This is a genomic window from Saccharothrix violaceirubra (assembly GCF_014203755.1).
GTDB classification, from domain to species: domain Bacteria; phylum Actinomycetota; class Actinomycetes; order Mycobacteriales; family Pseudonocardiaceae; genus Actinosynnema; species Actinosynnema violaceirubrum.
In genome coordinates, this window is the sequence record NZ_JACHJS010000001.1 from 5,828,164 (window position 1) to 5,845,041 (window position 16,878).

Annotated in this window: 14 protein-coding genes; 6 read left to right on the forward strand and 8 right to left on the reverse strand. The window is 73.0% G+C overall.

From position 1 onward, the window contains the following. Positions 1 to 29: 29 nt before the first annotated feature. A complete protein-coding gene (locus F4559_RS26770; RefSeq protein ID WP_184673259.1) occupies positions 30 to 362 on the reverse strand; it encodes a hypothetical protein in 333 nt (110 codons plus the stop codon). Positions 363 to 384: 22 nt separating this feature from the next. Next, the gene (locus F4559_RS26775; RefSeq protein ID WP_184673261.1) at positions 385 to 1,356 is read right to left on the reverse strand and encodes a tetratricopeptide repeat protein; all 972 of its coding nucleotides are present in this window, start codon (positions 1,354 to 1,356) and stop codon (positions 385 to 387) included. A 292-nt stretch (positions 1,357 to 1,648) separates the two neighbouring features. On the opposite strand from F4559_RS26775, the gene F4559_RS26780 reads away from it, so the two are divergent. From F4559_RS26780 to F4559_RS26795, 4 genes are all read left to right on the forward strand, one after another. Further along, a complete protein-coding gene (locus F4559_RS26780; protein WP_184673263.1) occupies positions 1,649 to 1,852 on the forward strand; it encodes a hypothetical protein in 204 nt (67 codons plus the stop codon). An 18-nt stretch (positions 1,853 to 1,870) separates the two neighbouring features. Continuing rightward, positions 1,871 to 3,184, forward strand: a complete 1,314-nt coding sequence (locus tag F4559_RS35545) for a response regulator transcription factor (RefSeq protein WP_184673265.1) — start codon at positions 1,871 to 1,873, stop codon at positions 3,182 to 3,184. Positions 3,185 to 3,695: 511 nt separating this feature from the next. Further along, entirely contained in the window at positions 3,696 to 4,184 is a 489-nt protein-coding gene (locus F4559_RS26790; protein ID WP_184673274.1) for a PH domain-containing protein, read from the forward strand. Next, a complete protein-coding gene (locus F4559_RS26795) occupies positions 4,181 to 5,701 on the forward strand; it encodes a PH domain-containing protein (RefSeq protein WP_184673282.1) in 1,521 nt (506 codons plus the stop codon). The genes F4559_RS26790 and F4559_RS26795 overlap by 4 nt, the downstream gene beginning before the upstream one ends. Positions 5,702 to 6,095: 394 nt before the next feature. Here the strand turns inward: F4559_RS26795 and F4559_RS26800 are convergent, their stop codons facing one another. From F4559_RS26800 to F4559_RS26820, 5 genes are all read right to left on the reverse strand, one after another. Continuing rightward, the gene (locus tag F4559_RS26800; protein WP_184673284.1) at positions 6,096 to 6,365 is read right to left on the reverse strand and encodes a GlsB/YeaQ/YmgE family stress response membrane protein; all 270 of its coding nucleotides are present in this window, start codon (positions 6,363 to 6,365) and stop codon (positions 6,096 to 6,098) included. 62 nt (positions 6,366 to 6,427) lie between these two features. Continuing rightward, complete coding sequence (locus F4559_RS26805) at positions 6,428 to 6,925, reverse strand: hypothetical protein (RefSeq protein ID WP_184673286.1); 498 nt, start codon at positions 6,923 to 6,925, stop codon at positions 6,428 to 6,430. 63 nt (positions 6,926 to 6,988) lie between these two features. Then, the gene (locus F4559_RS26810) at positions 6,989 to 8,095 is read right to left on the reverse strand and encodes a DNA cytosine methyltransferase (protein WP_184673288.1); all 1,107 of its coding nucleotides are present in this window, start codon (positions 8,093 to 8,095) and stop codon (positions 6,989 to 6,991) included. Positions 8,096 to 8,343: 248 nt separating this feature from the next. After that, the gene (locus F4559_RS26815) at positions 8,344 to 8,823 is read right to left on the reverse strand and encodes a very short patch repair endonuclease (RefSeq protein ID WP_184673290.1); all 480 of its coding nucleotides are present in this window, start codon (positions 8,821 to 8,823) and stop codon (positions 8,344 to 8,346) included. Continuing rightward, positions 8,820 to 9,539 carry a hypothetical protein gene (locus F4559_RS26820; RefSeq protein ID WP_184673292.1) on the reverse strand — a complete coding sequence of 240 codons (720 nt, stop codon included), beginning with the start codon at positions 9,537 to 9,539 and terminating at the stop codon, positions 8,820 to 8,822. Before F4559_RS26820 ends, F4559_RS26815 begins: the two co-directional genes overlap by 4 nt. A gap of 250 nt (positions 9,540 to 9,789) precedes the next feature. Here F4559_RS26820 and F4559_RS26825 point away from each other — a divergent pair, with 250 nt between their 5' ends. Next, positions 9,790 to 14,595, forward strand: coding sequence for a hypothetical protein (locus tag F4559_RS26825; RefSeq protein ID WP_184673294.1), 4,806 nt, complete (start codon positions 9,790 to 9,792; stop codon positions 14,593 to 14,595). After that, the gene (locus tag F4559_RS26830) at positions 14,577 to 15,764 is read left to right on the forward strand and encodes a hypothetical protein (protein WP_184673296.1); all 1,188 of its coding nucleotides are present in this window, start codon (positions 14,577 to 14,579) and stop codon (positions 15,762 to 15,764) included. Before F4559_RS26825 ends, F4559_RS26830 begins: the two co-directional genes overlap by 19 nt. Here the strand turns inward: F4559_RS26830 and F4559_RS26835 are convergent. Further along, positions 15,709 to 16,869 carry a DUF2786 domain-containing protein gene (locus tag F4559_RS26835; protein WP_184673298.1) on the reverse strand — a complete coding sequence of 387 codons (1,161 nt, stop codon included), beginning with the start codon at positions 16,867 to 16,869 and terminating at the stop codon, positions 15,709 to 15,711. The two genes, F4559_RS26830 and F4559_RS26835, sit on opposite strands and share 56 nt — an antisense overlap. Positions 16,870 to 16,878: the final 9 nt, after the last annotated feature.

Genomic DNA, 16,878 nt, shown 5'->3' on the forward strand with positions numbered 1-16,878 from the left:
ACCCTCCGGTCAGAAGGACGGGCGTGGTGTCAGGAACCGGAGGTCGGGGGTGGTGCGCGATCGCCGAAGGTGGACCGCGCGGCCTCGTCGGGCGCGGCGTGGGCGGGGTCGACGACGTCCGCGCGCACCGGCCGGTCGGGCGTGACGTGGACCGGGGGGTGGACGCCGTCGAGCGGCCGGCCGAGGTCGGGGTGCCGCTGCTGGAGGGGGTGGGCGGTGGTCCGGGTCGTGGTGCCCGGCACGTGCGCGACCTCGACGGCCGCGGAGACGCCGACCGCGTCGACGTGGGCGGTGGCGGCGGTTCCGGGCACGACGAAAGTCGCGATCAGCACCACGATCGCGAGCAGTGCGCGCCAGGCCATCCAGCCTCCTTCCCGGACCAGTTTACCGGCCGAGCAGGACGACCACCCCGCCCGCGACCGCGCACAGCCACCCCACGACCAGCGGTTGCATGGTCGTGGCGCCCAGGAACAGGGCCGCGGCCCAGCCGGAGAACGCCGCGATCGAGATGCCCGCGGCGACCAGCGCGGCGAGCACGATGGGCCGCCGGCGCAGCAGCCTGACCAGCGCCCGGCGGCCGACGGCGCGTGCGCGCAACAACGTCAGCGCGGTCACCAGGAGCGCGGCCACCACGACCCCGACGGCGACCCAGGCCAGCGGCGGTGTCGGTCGGGGCAGGCCGGCGAGCAGCAGCAGCAGGCCGCCCGCGACGAGCAGCCCGGTGACGCGGGAGAGCACGGGCCACGCGCGCTTCTCGGCTTCGGCGAGCACGGCACCGGTCGGGACGGCCAGGCCGCGCCGCCGCCGCACGAGCGCGAGGTCGGCGTGCGCGCCCTGGTCGGCCGGGTCGAGGCGCACCGCCGCGTGGTAGGCCCGTTCGGCGGTCCCCCAATCGTGCACACGCGACGCGGCGTCACCAAGAACCTGGAAGGCCCGGGGCTGGGCCGGCGCCAGCCTGGTCGCCTCGCGGGCCGCGTCGAGCGCCTCCGGCCGACCCGACGCGGTGAGCACCTCGGCGAGCACGACCCGACACCGCCAGTCGTCCGGCGAACGGCCCACGCACGCACGGGCCGCGACCGCCGCCTCCGCGTGCCGGCCCAGGTCGCTCAGCGCCAGCGCGGCCAGCCGCTGGGCCCATGCCGGGTGGCCGCCGAGCGTGAGCGCACGGCGTGCGGCGGCCAGCGCGGAGTCGGCTTCGCCCACGTCCAGGTGGGCGGCGGCGAGCCGGCACCAGCCCTCGGCGTACTGCGGATCGCGGACGAGGGCGGGCCGCAGCAGGCCGATCGCCCGGCGGGCGTGCCCGCGTGCGGCGAGGTCGGCGGCACGAACCACGACGGCGTCGATCGAATCGGACATGACACCCTCCGTGCGGTAACCCGCGCACAGTGTGACAGCGCCCCGCCGGTCCGCCGGCCGAGCGCCGGACGACCATGATCAACGAAATGGTCACAATCACCTGAGAATTTGCCCGCTCTCACCCGCTCAGGTGACTAGCTGGGCACGGAGCGTGCGACGCTAGCGTCCGCTCGGACACGGGTCGTCCGACGTTTCGGCGTCATGACCGCCCGCCGGCCGCGTCGCACCACCGCGCACGCGTCCGGAATCGGGTCCGGGTACCGCGTCGACGCCGCCGGAGAGGTAGGGGTTCGTGGCCCAAAGCAAGGAATGGCAGATCTCCTGCCGCGACATCGCGTCCCGCCGCAGGGACATGACCGTGTTCGTCAGCCAGGGTCACGTGGTCGTGACCGTGCCGCCGGGCGAGGCGGCCGTGCTGACGCCGCTGGAAGTCGGCCGACTGCGGGCCGCGTTGCGCGACGCGGTGGTCACCGCGTCCGACGCGGCCGAGGTCTGACCGCACCCCTGCCGTGTCATGACGGTCCAGCGAACGGCCGAGCCACGCGTTGCCGCGGTGTCGAACCTGCGCGACGCGCGGTTGGCGCTCGACGAGGGTCGGCTCGGCGACGCGTTGGAGTACGCCGAGAAGGCCGTGTCCGCGTTCTCCTGGCTGGACGACGCCGAGGGTGTCGCGCACGGACTGCTCGTGCAGTCCGTCGCACTCGGCAAGCGCGGCCTGTTACCGGGCGCGCTCGACACCATCGACCGCATCCAGGTCATCGCCGCCGCCAACCGGCACCTCGGGCTGGAGGCGTGGTGCACCTACTCGCGGGCCGTCGTCGAACTGCGCCTGGACTCGCGTGAGCGGTCCATGCACTCGCTGGCACGGGCGCTCGGGCTCGCCGAGCTGACCGGCGACCCCGAACTGCTCGGCGCGATCCTGTACGAACAGGCGCGGGTCATGCGCGACCAGTACCACGAGCACTGCATGATCCGCGGCGAAACCGGCCGGTGCAGCCCGGACGGCGAACCGTGCCAGCGCAAACTCCGGCGGGCCGAGGCGTTGTGCGCGCAGGTGCGGGACAAGTGGAAGCAGCTCGACGAACCGGTCCGGTTGGCCCGACTCAACCTGCTGCTCGCGCACGTCCGGCTCGACCTCGGCGAGATCGACCGCGCGCAACGCTCGTGCCAGCGTGTCGACCGGTTGCTGGCCGGCGTGCACCGGCCCGTGCTGCACGCCGAACTGCTCATCGCACGCGCCCGCATCAGCGGTGCGCGCGACCGCGTGGCCGAGCAGATCGGCCAGCTCACCCGCGCCGCCGAACTGGCCATGACGTACCTGGCCCGCGAAGTGGCCGTACGCGCGCACGGCGACCTGAGCCTCGCGCACGAGCGTGCGGGCAACCTCGAACCGGCGCTGCGGCACGCCCGCGCCCAGTTGGACCAGTACCGGATCTGGGAGTTGCAGCAGGGACGGGACCTGTTGCGGATGCGTGAGCACGACCTGTCCGCCCGGCTGGTCGAGCAACTGGCCGACCGCCGGTTCGAACCACGCCGGGAGGATTCGGTCGCCCGGCCGCTGCGCACCCACCAGTTGCGGTCGAGCACCACCGCCGAGGAGATCAACCGGCGGATCGCCCGAGCGGTGCAGGCGGGGTTGACCCGGCGTGGGATCGAGGTGCTGCGGCGCGTGGCCAACGGCATGACCACGGGCGCGGTCGCCGAGGAACTCGGCCTGTCGCCCAAGACCGTGCAGAACCACCTGCAACGGGTCTACGCGACGATCGGGGTGCGCGACCGGGCGGGCGCCGCCGTCTGGTGGGTCGACCTGGATTCGCCGCTCGACTGAAGCGACCTACCGGTGTTCCGCTCGTTGGGTGTTCACAGACCACCGCCGACCCCGACCCGGGTGTTCTACCCACCGCAGTGCGGTGGAACTGGGCGGTGATGCGGAGGTCACCTGTGTGCCATGCTCCGGTCGGACGCTTCTCCCCGCGTCCCTGGCGAAGCGGCGGTGGCGCGATGCGGGTGGTCGACCGGTGCCCTCGCTCGCCCGGTGGCATACCGAGGCGAGGCTCACGATCACGGGCCGGCCCTCCGGGGCACCATGGACGTTCCTGGCACACAACCGAACGGAGCCCCAGCATGTCCTCCCTCTCCCCCCTGCGCAGGCTTATGGCCGTGCTGTCCGTCTGCGCGGCCTTCGGCGTCCTTGTCACCGTCCCCGCGAGCGCTGTGACGCACACCCGTAGCACGCAGTCCGAGGGTTATACGCCGCCTTACGTGCAGCCGTGACGCACCCGCTCCTCAAGGCCGGGTCGGACCCGGGATCGACCCGGCCTTGAGGCAGAGTGGGCAGGGTGAGCACACAGCCCCGCCTGCGCGCGCCCCGCAACCGGGTGAGCCGCCGGTCGATCACGCTCTGGACCCTGCACGCCGTGATCGGCTGGGTCGTCCTGCTCGTGCCGCAGGCCGTCGTCTGGATCTTCACGCGGACGACGTGGCAACTCGGCTTCGTGATCGGCACGCTCGTCGTCGGCATCGCGCACACCCTGGTCATGCCGCGCTGGCGGTACCGCGTGCACCGGTGGGAGACCACCGCCGAGGCGGTGTACACGCTGGCCGGCTGGTTCACCCAGGAATGGCGGGTCGCGCCGATCTCGCGCATCCAGACCGTGGACTCGAAACGCGGTCCCCTGCAACAGCTTCTCGGGTTGTCGACGGTCACCGTGACCACGGCGTCGGCCGCCGGGCCCGTGCACATCGAAGGCCTCGACCACGAGGATGCCGTCCGACTGGTCGACGAATTGACCGCGACGACCCAGGCCACGCCGGGTGACGCGACATGACCGACCCGAACCTGCCCGCCGCGCCGGAGTACCGCGAGGACGACGACCGGGCCGGGTGGCACCGGCTCGACGTCCGGATGCTGGTCGTCCGGCCGCTCAACGAACTGCTCGGCCTGATCCCGTTGCTGGTCGGCCTCCTGGTGCTGGGCAACGGCGACGTGTGGCGCACGGTCGTCAGCGGTGTGGTGATCGCGGCCGTGGTGCTGTTCGGCCTGCTGCACTGGCTGACCACCCGGTACCGGATCACCGACGAGCAGGTCGAACTGCGCACCGGGTTGCTGGTGCGCAAACGCCTGGCGGTGCCCAGGGACCGGATCAGGTCGGTCGACCTGACCGCCAAACCCGGTCACCGGCTCTTCGGCCTGTCCGCGATCAAGGTGGGCACCGGGCGTCAGGACAAGCCCGGCGAGGACGGCCTGACCCTGGACGCGGTGACCTCGGCGGAAGCCGAACGCCTGCGGCTGTTGTTGCTGGAACGCCGCGCCCCGGACACGACCGCCGACACCGCCGTCGCGGGCACCACTTTGTCCACTTTGGACAAGCGGTGGCTCCGCTTCGCCCCGCTGACCCTGTCCGGTCTGGTGGCGGTCGGCGCCCTGGCCGGCGTGGTCTTCAACGCGGCGCGTGACGTCGACGTCGACCTGATGAAGCCGCTGACCGATGCCGCGATCCGCCTGGCCCACGAGCCGGCGACCACGTCGGTGCCGTTGATCGCGGGCGCGGTCGTGACCCTGTCGACGATCGGCTCGCTGGTGTTCTACGTCGTGCAGTACTGGAACTTCAGACTCACCCGTGAGCCGGATCGGACGATCCGCGTCCGCCGAGGACTCGTGACGACGCGATCGGTGTCGATCTCCGAGGACCGCCTGCGCGGCGTGGAGATCCGCGAGCCTTTGATGCTGCGGTGGGGCCGGGGCGCGAGAACGGCGGCGGTGACGACGGGCCTGGGCACCAAGGGCGCGAGCGACCTCCTGCTCCCCCCGGCACCGGCTCCCGAAGCCCACCGCGTCGCAGCGGAAGTGCTGAGGGCGGAGCGGTCGCCGACCGAAGCACCCCTGAGCCCACACCCCACCGCCGCACTGCGACGTCGGATGGTCCGCGCCCTCGTGCCACCGGTGATCCTGACCGGCGTCCTGGCCTGGTCGGCACCTTCGTGGACCTGGCAGGCGGCACTCGCGCTCACCGCCTTCTGCGCCTACCTGGGCTGGGACCGCTACCGCGCACTCGGACACGCACTGTCCGACGGATACCTGGTCACCCGCTCCGGTTCGCTGCTGCGGGAAACGGCCGCCCTGCACCAGAGCGGCGTCATCGGCTGGCGGATCAGACGCTCGTACTTCCAACGACGAGCGGGCCTGGCAACGATTTCCGCGACCACGGCAGCCGGAGACGGCGAGTACCACGTGGTGGACGTGGCGGAACGAGACGGCTTGACCTTCGCCGCCACAGCGGTCCCGGACCTCCTGCGCCCGTTCCTGATCGAGGACGACCAGAACGACCAGGCCACGCCCGAATAGCCGGACCCAAGACCACCCACCCAAGACACCCCCGGATGGCCCCACCCCGAACAGCCCGACGCCCGAACGCACAACTCACGGTGCCCGAACGCACATTTCGCAGTGCCTGAACGCACAACTCGCGGTGTTTCAGGGTGTCCGAGTGGAGGACTCGCGCGTTCGCGGACGTGATGACCACCGGCAGCATGGTGGGCGACCCACGACGGAACAGGCACGGGTGGGGTCCCCGTCCCCGTAGTCCCTCTCCGGCAGCCTGCCCAGCGGCGAGCGACCGCTTGAAAGCAAGAAGACCCAAGACCAGCGAACAGCGATACATCCCACCCGGCAAAAACCGACCGACCCGATGAGGCAGGCAACCCTTCGGGCCGGTCGGTCTCCCCGGAAACCGGGAAGCTCAGTGACGCTGACGAGAACGCCGACGGGACAGGGCAGTCACACCCACCCCCGCCAACCCGACCTGAAGAGCCAACTCGATCCAGTCGACCCCGTCGGTATCGGCCACTCCGAACGCCCCCGCGAGCAACGTGCCCGCCAAAGCCGCCCCGATACCGACCAGGATCGTCATGAGGGTCGAGATGTTCTGCCTGCCGGGGACGACCAACCGCCCCAGGCCACCCACGACCAAACCGATGATCAGGGCCGAGATGAGGCTGGTGATCTCCACGGTGCGTCCTTCCCTCGCGCTGTCCGTCCTCCTCAGCATCGCCGCCCGCGCCCGCCGCCGAATCAGGTTTCCCCCTGAGCACTCCCCTGATCCGGACCCTGAACACCGAGCAGGGCCGCACCCTGCCCGGACAGCACGCGTCCCGGCACGTCCGGATCGCAGCCGACCTTGGCCAACCGGGCGCGGATGGCCGACGCCGAGCGTTCGAGGCGCTTCGCGATCTCCCGCACCAGCCCGCCCGCGGCGGCGCCCGGATCGGCGGCGAGCCACGCGGCACGCAGCTCCTCGTCCCGCTCCGCGGTCCAGGGCTGGTTGGCGTTGGCCGGGCGGCGGGTTGTCGGCGGCGCGCCCAGCCTCGTCAACGCCTCCAGGACCTGGGCCAGGACCTTGCCGACCGGGCCGCCGCCGGACGCGGGCAGGCGCAGCACGCCCTCGGCCACGCGCGCGCCCGCCCGGTCGACCCCGGTCAGCTCGACCACCACGTCGGGATCGGCGGTCGCCAGCAGGCGGTACGTCGTCGGCCCGATGTCCAGTGTGCTTTCGTACTTCGCTGTCGTCATGGTGACGACGCTACGGTGGGGGTCCGACAGTTCCGGCCGGGAGCGGGCGGGGTGCTCCGGGAGTCACTCGAAGGTGTGGCAGAGCGGGCAGGTGGGCACGGTCGGGGCGCCGCCGGTCAGGTACGGACGCAGGTGCTCGGCGATCGAGCGGGCGAGTTGGGGCGGCACGGCGTTGCCGATCTGGCGGGCGATCTCGACCTTGGTGCCGCACCAGCGGAACTCGTCGGGGAAGGACTGGAGGCGGGCGGCCTCCAGGTGGGTGATCGGCCGGTCGACGCGGTGGCCGTGTTCGCCGGGTTCCCACTGCGGGTGCAGGTAGCGGCCCTTCTCCGGCTTGTAGAACTCGGTGCGCACGGTCAGCGACGGCTGGTCCCAGCGCAGGCGGCCCATCACGTCGGTGGTGCCGGTCTTCTTCTCCCGCCAGCAGCGCGGCATCAGCTCCACCGGCAGGTCGAACCGACCGCCGCCGGGCGGGATGTGCCGGTAGCGCCGCAGCGACAGCGGCGTGGGGTTGCGGCCGATGTGCAGGTCGGCGCTCTTGTACACGCCGGGGACACGGGTGCCGAGGAAGTCGGTCCCGGTGGCGGGCAGCGCGGTCGTGGCCGGGCGTTCGGGCAGGCCGTCGAGCACGGCGCGGACGGGGTGCCAGCGGTCGTGGGTGGGCGTGGGCAGCGGGATCGGGCCGATGCGGGAACCGATGACGATCGCGCGGCGGCGGCGCTGGGGCACGCCGAAGTCGGCGGCGTGCAGGATGCCGGCGCTGAGGTGGTAGCCGTCGATCTCGTCCTTGAGCAGGGCGAACTCGGACGAGGTGAGGAAGCGGTCCACGTTCTCGATCACGAACACCGACGGGTTCGCCCTGCGGACGAAGCGGAGGTACTCGCGCCACAGGGAGTTGCGGGGGTCGTCGATGTTGCGGGAGCCCAGGTTGGAGAAGCCCTGGCACGGAGGGCCGCCGACGATCACGTCCGCTTGTGGGATGTCCTTGTCGCGGATGGTGGCGATGTCGGTGTGGCGGATGTGGTCTTCGCCGAAGTTGGCCGCGTAGGTCGCCGCGGCGTGGTGGTTCCACTCGACGGCCAGGACCGGGGTGTAGCCGGCCTTGGCGAAACCGGAGGTCATGCCGCCGCAACCGGCGAACAGGTCGATCATCGACAGCACACTCGGCATGCTAGCCGTGGGACGTGTCGCTTGACGTCGAGGTCGGGTTTCCTGCTTTCAAGCGGTCGCTCGCCGCTGGGCAGGCCGCCAGAGAGGTTCCGTCGTGGGTCGTCTGCCATGCTGCCGGTGCTGCGCACAGGGTTCCGTGCGCGCGGGTAGCGGGGCTGGTCCCGAACGCGCGAGTCGTCCACTCGGACACCGCGAGTTGTGCGTTCAGACACCCTGAAATACGCACTCAGACACCGCGAGTTGTGCGTTCAGGCACTCTCGGCGGGTGGGCCTGGGGTGTGTCGGGTGGTCGGCGGTTTGCGGCGTTCACCGACCGCGGCCAGGACGCGGATGGCGGCTTCGGCCGGGTCCTCGTGTTCCCACACCCGCACGGCCAGCCAACCGGCCTCCTCCAGGACCCGGTCGGTGTTCAGGTCGCGGGACTGGTTGGTTTCGATCTTCTTGCGCCAGAACTCGCCGTTGCGCTTGGGCCACGTCCCGTGGGTCGGGCAGCCGTGCCAGAAGCAGCCGTCGACGAACACCGCGACCTTCGCCGGGCCGAAGACCACGTCGGCCTCGCGGCGTACGGCCTTCACAGGGCGGCGGTGGACGCGGTAGCGCAAGCCCAGCCGGTGCAGTTCGCGGCGCAGGGCCACCTCGATCCCGGTGTCGCGGGAGCGTTGCCTGCTCATCCTGGCGCGGACCTCGGCCGTGGTCTCCAGTTGCGGCACGTGTCCATGATCGCTCATGACGGGTACAGCACCTTCCTCAGCCTCCGGACCGCCCGGTCCAGGCCGGCCCGGTCGGGGACGGTCACGGCGCCGATGCGGTCGTGGGCGGTGATCTTCAAGTCCCCGAAGAAGAACGGGGGCATGGCGTGCACCAGCAACGCCTCCGCACGCCGCCGGCCGCCGCGCAGGTCGAGCACCAACCGCCCCACCCACGCGTCGACCTCGAACACCAGGTCCGCCAACGGGTGCACGCGGACGTCCAAGCCGTACCCGCGCAGGACCGCGAGCACGTACATGTCGGCGAGGAACGCCGTGTAGTCGGTGAGCACGCGTCGTCGCACGGCACGTGCGACCTCACGCGACCCGCCGGCCGCCAGTTCCCGCGCGGGCTCCCACAGCAGCGACCGTGCACGGTCGTCGACCCGGCAGAACTCGCGGAACCCCGGCCAGTCGGGTAATCGGCCCAGCACCTCGACGGCCCGGTGCGCGACGACGCCGGACGGCGCGCGCCAGGCGTCGACCTCGGGCACCGGGCACGGCGGGCCGGGGTCGGGTGCGCTACGGCACGCGGCCTCCGCCGCGTCGACGGCGATCCGGTGCACGACGTGCGCCACGTGGTCCATCAGGTACGGCATCACGATCTTGTCGTCGCCGTGCCGGCCGTTGAAGCGGTAGCGGGTCTCCTGCGTCACGTTGAACAGTCGGCGGACGTCGAGGGCGGTCACGGTCGTCATGCCGGGGAGGGTACGGACGGGGTCCGACGATTCTGGTCCGACAGGGCGGGGCAACGGATTCCCATCGAATGGGTAACCCGCGCGGACCGTTCTGCTCCAAGCGGGTGAACCTGGTACTCGAAGCGGTTTTCGGATGTTTTCATTCATCTTCGGGGACGTGCTTGCCGCAGGGCATTACCGGAAGTTTTGGAGACAGCAGTTGGACAGCTCCGGGAAAGATGGCCAATTACTGGACAGACTGGCCGACCAAGTGGTCGAACTCGCCGCACTTGCCGGTGAAGTCGCAGGTCAGCTACGTTGTGCCGCTGACGCGGTCGAGTCGGGTGTAACACCGCCGGACCCGCTCGCCGATAGGCTGGACGACTACCTCGAACGCCGCCGTTCGACGTTGTCGGCGGTCGCCTTCGAGACCGGCCGTGAAGTCCCGGCGGACTTTTCCGGTGCGCACGCGGAAATAAGCTCCGAGCGCAATCGGAGAACGGACCTCGAACGCGCCGCCCGTGATTCCGCGGTCGTCCGGCTGCGGGGCGAGGTCGCCGATCTGGACCGCATGATCGGCACCGCGACGCCCGCCGTGCGCGACCACCTGCGTGCCGCCCGCGACGCCGCCCTCGACCGCCTGACCGAGTTGGGCGTGCAGACGGAGGCGAAGGCGACCACAGGCCCACTGACGGACGACGGGACCCGAGCGCCGGCGGCGACGGGTCCGACGGACGCGGCAGCTCCCGGCACCGGAGCACCGGAAGCACTACCGGCCACGGCCGGAAACCTTGACGCGGAACCGGAGGCCGAGCCGACCGCGATCCGACCCGCGGAGCCGGAACCCGTCACCCACCACGAGAACGCGGACGACCTGGCCTTCCCCTGGGAGGTGGGCGACCCGCCCGCCGTCGTCCGACTCGTCCGCACCGGCGCGTTGGCCGAGGCGTACTGGCTCACCTCGTGCTCCGGCGAACCCGACCGGCGCACGGCCGCGCTGAAGTTCGCCACCGACGCCTTCTCCCACCAGGACGGCACGGCCGTGCTGACCACCCTCGGCCTCGCCCCCGACGACCTGGTCGACGACCACGACGCCGCGACCCTCGTCCTGGTCGCCCTGCTGCGGGCCGGGCTCGTCGCGGGCTGGGGGCACCAGACGTCGGGACGGCTGCGCCCGGCCGTCACGTTGCCCGCCGCCTGGGCCGAACTGCTCGACGCCGCGGTGGACGCCACCCGACGCGGCGTCCGCGTGGACCCCGTACTGGGCATGAAAGGCGTGGCCGTGGACGGCGACGCGGTCCGCGCCGAGATCGGCGCCAAGGCCCGCACGCTGCTGGCCGAACTCCCCCGCCGCAAGACGATCTACCAGCGCGCGTCCAAGGTGCTGCGCTGGTTCCTGCGCACCGACCAGCCGCTGCACGGCGCGCTCGTGGCCGTCACGGGCTGGGCGGCGGGCGAGGTCGACGCGGCCACGCTGTCCGCCGCGCTGGCGGCGGTGGCGGACCGGGACGCGTTGATCGACGCCGCCGACCTGGCCACCCGCGCGCCCAAGCAGCGGGACGCGATCATCGCCGACGCCCGCCGCATGCTCGTGCGCAACATCGACGAGGTGGTGGCGGTCGTCACCGAGGCCCTGCTGGTGGACGACCGGCTCGGGGTCGACGGCCGGACCTCCGAGGCCGAGGCGTCGCTGTCCAAGGCGTTCCAGGCCGTGGCGGACGTGCCCGTCCCCGACGGCGTGGCCGGTGCCGCCGTGGCCCTGTTGCGCCGCTGGCTCGACCGGCCCGCCGCGGTGCCCGCCGGGCCACCCGACGCGGACGTGCTCCTGCTCCTGCCCGACCTGCCGCGCACGACCGACGGCCGGCCCGACGCCGACGACCCGCGCACGCTGCCCCTGCTGGCCACGCTCGCCGGTCCGCTCGACCACGCCGCCGCCGGCACCGCCTACTTCGAACGCGGCGACCTGCGCCGGGCGGCCCGGCTGCTCGACCTGCTCGACGCCCGGGGCGAGCGGGTCGACCACCTGCGCACCGGACTGGAGCACTGGACCGAGGTGTGGACCGGTCGGCACGCGGCGGCCGTGCGCGCCGCCGCCGACCTGCTCGCCCGCGTCCGAACGCAGAACCTCCTGGAGGCCGACGAACGGCTGGTCAACAACCGCCTGCACGGCCTGGGCACCGTGTCCGACGGCCGTTTCGACGTCGCCCGCGCCGACCTCGCCGAGCTGACCGACGAGCTGCGCCGACGGGAGCACCGCCGCACCGAGGCCCTGCGCGCCGAGGTGCGCCGGGCCGAGCTGTCCGACGCCGACCGCACCCGGATCACCGGTCTGCTCGACGAGGGCGACTGCGTCACCGCCACGGAGTTCGTCGCGTTCGCGCGCGCCGGACGCCCGCTGCCCGACCACCTGCCCGAGGCGGTCGGCGATCTCCAGAACTTCGTGTCGCTACTGGGCAAGGGCGCCGAGGAGGGCCTGCCCCGACCCGAGTCGGCCAAGACCTGGGCCCGGCTCGCGGTCGGCGACAACGGCCTGCTCACGTCGGCCGAGACCGCGCTGGACGCGTGGGATTCGCTGTCGGTGGGCCGCAACTTCAGCGCCGACCGGTTCCAGGGCTCGGTGCGCACGGTCCTGCGCCTGCTCGGCCTGGTGTGCGAGGGCGGCACGAAGGAACGCGGTCCCCGCGGCGGCGTCCGCACGGTCCGCGTGCGGGCCCACCCCAACGACGGCTCGTACGTCGCCGAACTCGGGTCCGCCGCGACCGAGTACACCGTCGTCGTGCTCACCGAGGAGTCCCGGGGCCGGTCCGTCCTGGACGGTCTGGACGCGCTCACGTCCGGCCGCGCCAACGTCGTGCTCTGCCTGCACCCGCTGGACCTCGCGGCCCGCCGCGCGCTCGCCGCACGCGCCCGGCGGGGCACGCCGCACGCCATCGTGATCGACGCGTCCGTGGTCGGCTACGTGGCCGCGACCGCGCCGGGTTCGTGGCGCACCACGCAGCGGATCACGTTGCCGTGGGCGGCTTTCAACCCGTACCAGCCGTTCGTCGCCGGTCTCGTGCCGCCCGAGGTGTTCGTGGGCCGCGAGGAGGAGCTGTCGGAGGTCGTGGACCCCAACGGCGGTCTGTTCGTCTACGGCGGCCGGCAGCTGGGCAAGTCCGCGCTGCTGCACCGGGCGCGCAAGGACTTCGACGACGGCGAGGCGCACCACGCGATCTACCTGGACCTGAAGGGCCGGGGCGTGGGCGAGTCCGAACCGGCGGCGCGCATCTGGCGGGAGCTGACCATCGAGTTGAAGGCCCGGGGCGTGCTCGGCCAGCGGGTGTCCAACGACGCCGGCGCGTCGGTCGTGGTCGACCAGGTGCGGGCGTGGCTGCGGGTGAATCCGGCCCGGCGGATCCTGCTGCTGGCCGACGAGGCGGACGCGTTCCTCACCGCCGACTCGCGTGCCACGACGCAGTCCGGCGGCATCGCGTACTTCCCGAACGTGTTGCGGCTCAAGGACCTCATGGAGTCGACCGACCGCCGGTTCAAGGTCGTCTTCGCCGGTCTGCACCAGGTGCAGCGGTTCCGCGAGCTGCCCAACGTGCCCGTGGCGCACGGCGGCCCGGACATCCCGATCGGCCCGCTGCGCCCGGCCGACGCCCGCCGGCTGGTCGTCGAGCCCATGGCCGCGCTCGGCTACCAGTTCGAACGCCCCGAGCTGGTGTGGCGGCTGCTCGCCGCGACCAACTACCAGGCGAGCCTGGTGCAGATCTTCTGCGAGGAACTGGTCCGCACGCTCCAGTCCCGCGGCCTGGCCCCGACCACGCCGCCGACCTACGTCACCGAGGCGGACGTGGACGGGGTCGCCGCGAGCGACCTGGTGCGCGGTCGGATCGCCGAACGCCTGCGGATCACGATCAACCTGGAGGACCGGTACCGGGTGCTGGCCCTGGTGATCGCGTGCCGCAGCGTCGACGACGCGTTCGCCGTGGCCTACCCGGCGGACGAGCTGCTGCGCGGCGCGCGCGAGACGTGGCCCGCGGGCTTCGACCGGATGACGGTGTCCGAGGTCGGCGTGTACCTGGACGAGATGGTCGGCCTCGGCCTGCTGATCCGCTTGACGGACCCGGTGCGCTACGCGGTCCGCAGCCCGAACGTCGTCACCATGCTGGGCACGCGCGCGGAACTCGAACGCGAGCTGGCCGAGATGGACTTCGACATGCCCTACGAGTACAACCCCCGGGCCGCGCGCCGACTGCTGGAGGAGCACCAGGGCGCCGAGCTGCGCAGCCCGCTCACCGACGGCCGGTTGGCGGCGGTGACCACCGCGCACCACCTGGCCGTGATCACGGGCACGCGGGCGTTGGGCGTCGACCGCGTGCCGCAGGCCGTGCGCGACTACGCCGAGGTGCGCGGCAGCACGGTCACGAAGGTCGCGCCGGCGGGCGTGGTGGGGGCGTTGACGACGATCTCCCGGCGCACCGAGCCCAGCGTGCTGGTCACCGACGTGACCGGGATCGACCGGGTCGAGGCCGAGCAGGTGGTGCGCCGGCTGGTCAAGCAGGTCGCCGTGCAGAACCTCGCCGTGGTCGTGCTCGCGCCGCCGGAACTGGCGACCGGGCTGGCGGAGCTCGCGGGCGCCGAGCCCGAGCACCCGCGGCGGTGGACGGTCGACACGATCCGGAGCTGGCCCGAGTGCCCGTTCGACGTGCCGCGCGCCCGCCAGGCACTGATCGACGCGACCGGCGGCTGGCCGGAGCTGGTCGAGGACGTCGTGCTGCGGGTGCGGCGTGGCGCCGCGCAGGCGCAGGCGTTGGCGCAGTGGGTGAAGCGCACCGCGCAGCCCGAGCAGGCCCGACGGCTGCTCGCGGAACGTGGTGTCGACGCCGCGCTGGTGCGCCGGCTCGGCGACTGGCACCGGTACGTCGAGCCCGGCGACCGGTTGTTCCCGGCGGACATCGCGGTCGCCGTGGGCGTCGACCTGGACACGGTCAACGCGCTCGTCGACGACCTCGACCTGATCGGCCTGCTCGACACCGGTCCGGACGGGATCGCGCTGGACCGGGTGGTGCACCGGTGCCTGCTCGCGACGTGAACCCGGCGGAACTGCCCGGCACCCGCGCGCACCTGGACCGGGTCTCGGCGGACCTGGACGCGGGCTTCACGTGCCTGTGGCTGGTGCCGGACGCGCTGGTCGCGTCCGGCACCGCCGAGGACCTGCTGTCCCGGCTCGCGGCCCGCTCCGACAGCGCCCGGGTCGACCCGCCGGGCGCCCTGGAACGCCGCGTCGTCGCCGCGCCGCCGCCCGACGCCGGCGAGCCGCCGGACTGGGCGGTCGGGCACCCGGCGTTCGAGGACCCGGTCGTCACGCCCGAACCCGTGCTGGTGCCCGCGATCCGACTGGTCGACCGGGTCTCCCGGGTGGTCGACGACGAGGGCTTCCCGCTGGCCGTCGTGTGCGCGTGGGAGGAGGACGACCCGGACGCGGTGGGCGCGCTGCTGTCCCGCATGTCGGCGGCGGGCGGCCCGGCACGGGCACTGGTCGCGGCCCGGCCGCGTGACGTCCGGTCCACCGCGCCCGACCCGCTCACCACCCGCACGCACTGGTGGTGGGGCGTGGTCGGGCGGCTGGACACGGCCGTGGCCGTCGCCGCGCACCGGCCGCCCGGTCCGGGCCTGCGCGACCTCGTGGCGCACGAGGTGCTCGTCGAGGTGGCCGGTCCGGACCTCGACCTGGCCGCGGACCTCGCGGTGGCGTGGGACGGCGAGCCGGAGTCGTTGGCGGACGTGGTCAAGGCCGTGGACGGCCCGCCCGTGCCGGACCGGCGGCGCGACGGCGCCCGACGTCCGCCCGCCGACCTGCTCGACGCGTGGGAGTGCGGCCTGGTCGACCTGTGGGAGGGCCGGGTCCGGGTCAGTCCGCGCGCGGTGGGCGACCGGCGCGAAGCCGTGCTGCGGTCGTTGGTGTGGCGGGCCCAGCACCGCGCGCTGACGCCCGTGCTCGACGTGGGCCGGGCCGAGGTCGAGGCGGTGTTCCGCACGCGGGCGTCCACCGCCGTGCTCGCCGAGGTCTCGCCCGATCCCCAGGCGGCGCTGGAACTGGGGCCCATGCACTGGGCCGCGACGACCGGCCGCCGCGTCACGCTGCCCGCCGCCGAGCGCGAACTGCTGTGCCGGCTGCGGGCCGCGCGCAACGCGCTGGCCCACCTCACCCCGTTGTCCGGCGCCGACCTCGACCGACTCGACGGGGTGTGGACGCGCTAGGCCGGTCCAGGTCCGCGCGGTCGGCCGCCGACCGGCCCGCGGACCACCCGGCCTCGCTGCGGATCGGCGTGGACCTGCTGACCGTGCGGGTGAACAGCGTGCGGTAGAGCGTGTCCACGGCGGTCTTGCGCGCGGCGAGCACGGGCAGCAGCCGGTCGTCGTCGGTCGCCGTGGCCGCCCGCAGCCTTTCGCCGACGCGGTGCGCGTAGGACAGCAGGAACGCCTTGCGGAAGTCGCCGCTGCGTTCCTCGTCGCCCTTGCGCGCGCCGTCGCCCGCCGCGACCATCGCCCGGGTCGCCTGCACGAGCAGCGACGCGGACATCAGCTCCACGATCTCCAGGTCGAGTTCCTCGCCGACCAGCGCGACGAAACCGGGGTTGCGGTAGACGACCGCACGCGACCGGTTGGCCTCCGCGACGACGTGCACGATGTGCGCCTTGCCGTCGAAGTACCGCTTGTCCAGCCACAAACGCCGGGACACCGTCGTCGGCTCCTCGGTCGGCATGCGCTCCAGGGCGTGCCGCGTGACGAGTTCCTGCGCCTTGGCCGACAACGCCTCGGCCTCGTCCGGGTACGGCGTCGACTCGGCCTTGGCCAGCAGCCCGCGCACCCGGTTGAGCACGCGCGGATCGACGCCGCGGTGGTCGAGGCCGACCAGGGGCGAGCCGGGCTTGGGCACGATCACCGGCAGCACCGGCAGGGCGCGCAGCACGCGCAGGATCGCGACGGTCGCGGCCAGGGCGTCGTCGAGGGTCTCGATGTGCCGGGACGCCCACTGGTCGACGTGCGGGCGGTCCGCGTCCCACCACACGTCGGCGCCGATGTCGGCCACCTGCCCGCGCCACACCGGGTGCAGCGCCTGGCCGGCGACGTCCCGGGCGACGGCGTCGACGAGCAGCGACCGGGCGCGCTCGTCCTCGTCGCGGCGCACCACCTCGTGCACGTCGTAGGGCAGCCAGCCGTGGTCCCACAGGTCGTGCAGGGCATCGGCGAGAACCCCGTGCACGGCGTCCTCCACTTCGGTCGCGGGCAGGTCGCCGGCGCGGGGCGGGCGTGCCTTGCGCGTGGCGGCGGCGTGCCGCAGCGCCTGGCTCAGGGGGTCCACGGTGCCCGA

Coding starts and splice junctions, on each gene's coding strand:
- F4559_RS26805 (WP_184673286.1), bottom strand. CDS start 6,925: ATGACGACAGCGAAGTACGAAAGCACACTGGACATCGGGCCGACGACG.
- F4559_RS26795 (WP_184673282.1), top strand. CDS start 4,181: ATGACCGACCCGAACCTGCCCGCCGCGCCGGAGTACCGCGAGGACGAC.
- F4559_RS26810 (WP_184673288.1), bottom strand. CDS start 8,095: ATGCCGAGTGTGCTGTCGATGATCGACCTGTTCGCCGGTTGCGGCGGC.
- F4559_RS26775 (WP_184673261.1), bottom strand. CDS start 1,356: ATGTCCGATTCGATCGACGCCGTCGTGGTTCGTGCCGCCGACCTCGCC.
- F4559_RS26770 (WP_184673259.1), bottom strand. CDS start 362: ATGGCCTGGCGCGCACTGCTCGCGATCGTGGTGCTGATCGCGACTTTC.
- F4559_RS26815 (WP_184673290.1), bottom strand. CDS start 8,823: ATGAGCGATCATGGACACGTGCCGCAACTGGAGACCACGGCCGAGGTC.
- F4559_RS35545 (WP_184673265.1), top strand. CDS start 1,871: ATGACGGTCCAGCGAACGGCCGAGCCACGCGTTGCCGCGGTGTCGAAC.
- F4559_RS26820 (WP_184673292.1), bottom strand. CDS start 9,539: ATGACGACCGTGACCGCCCTCGACGTCCGCCGACTGTTCAACGTGACG.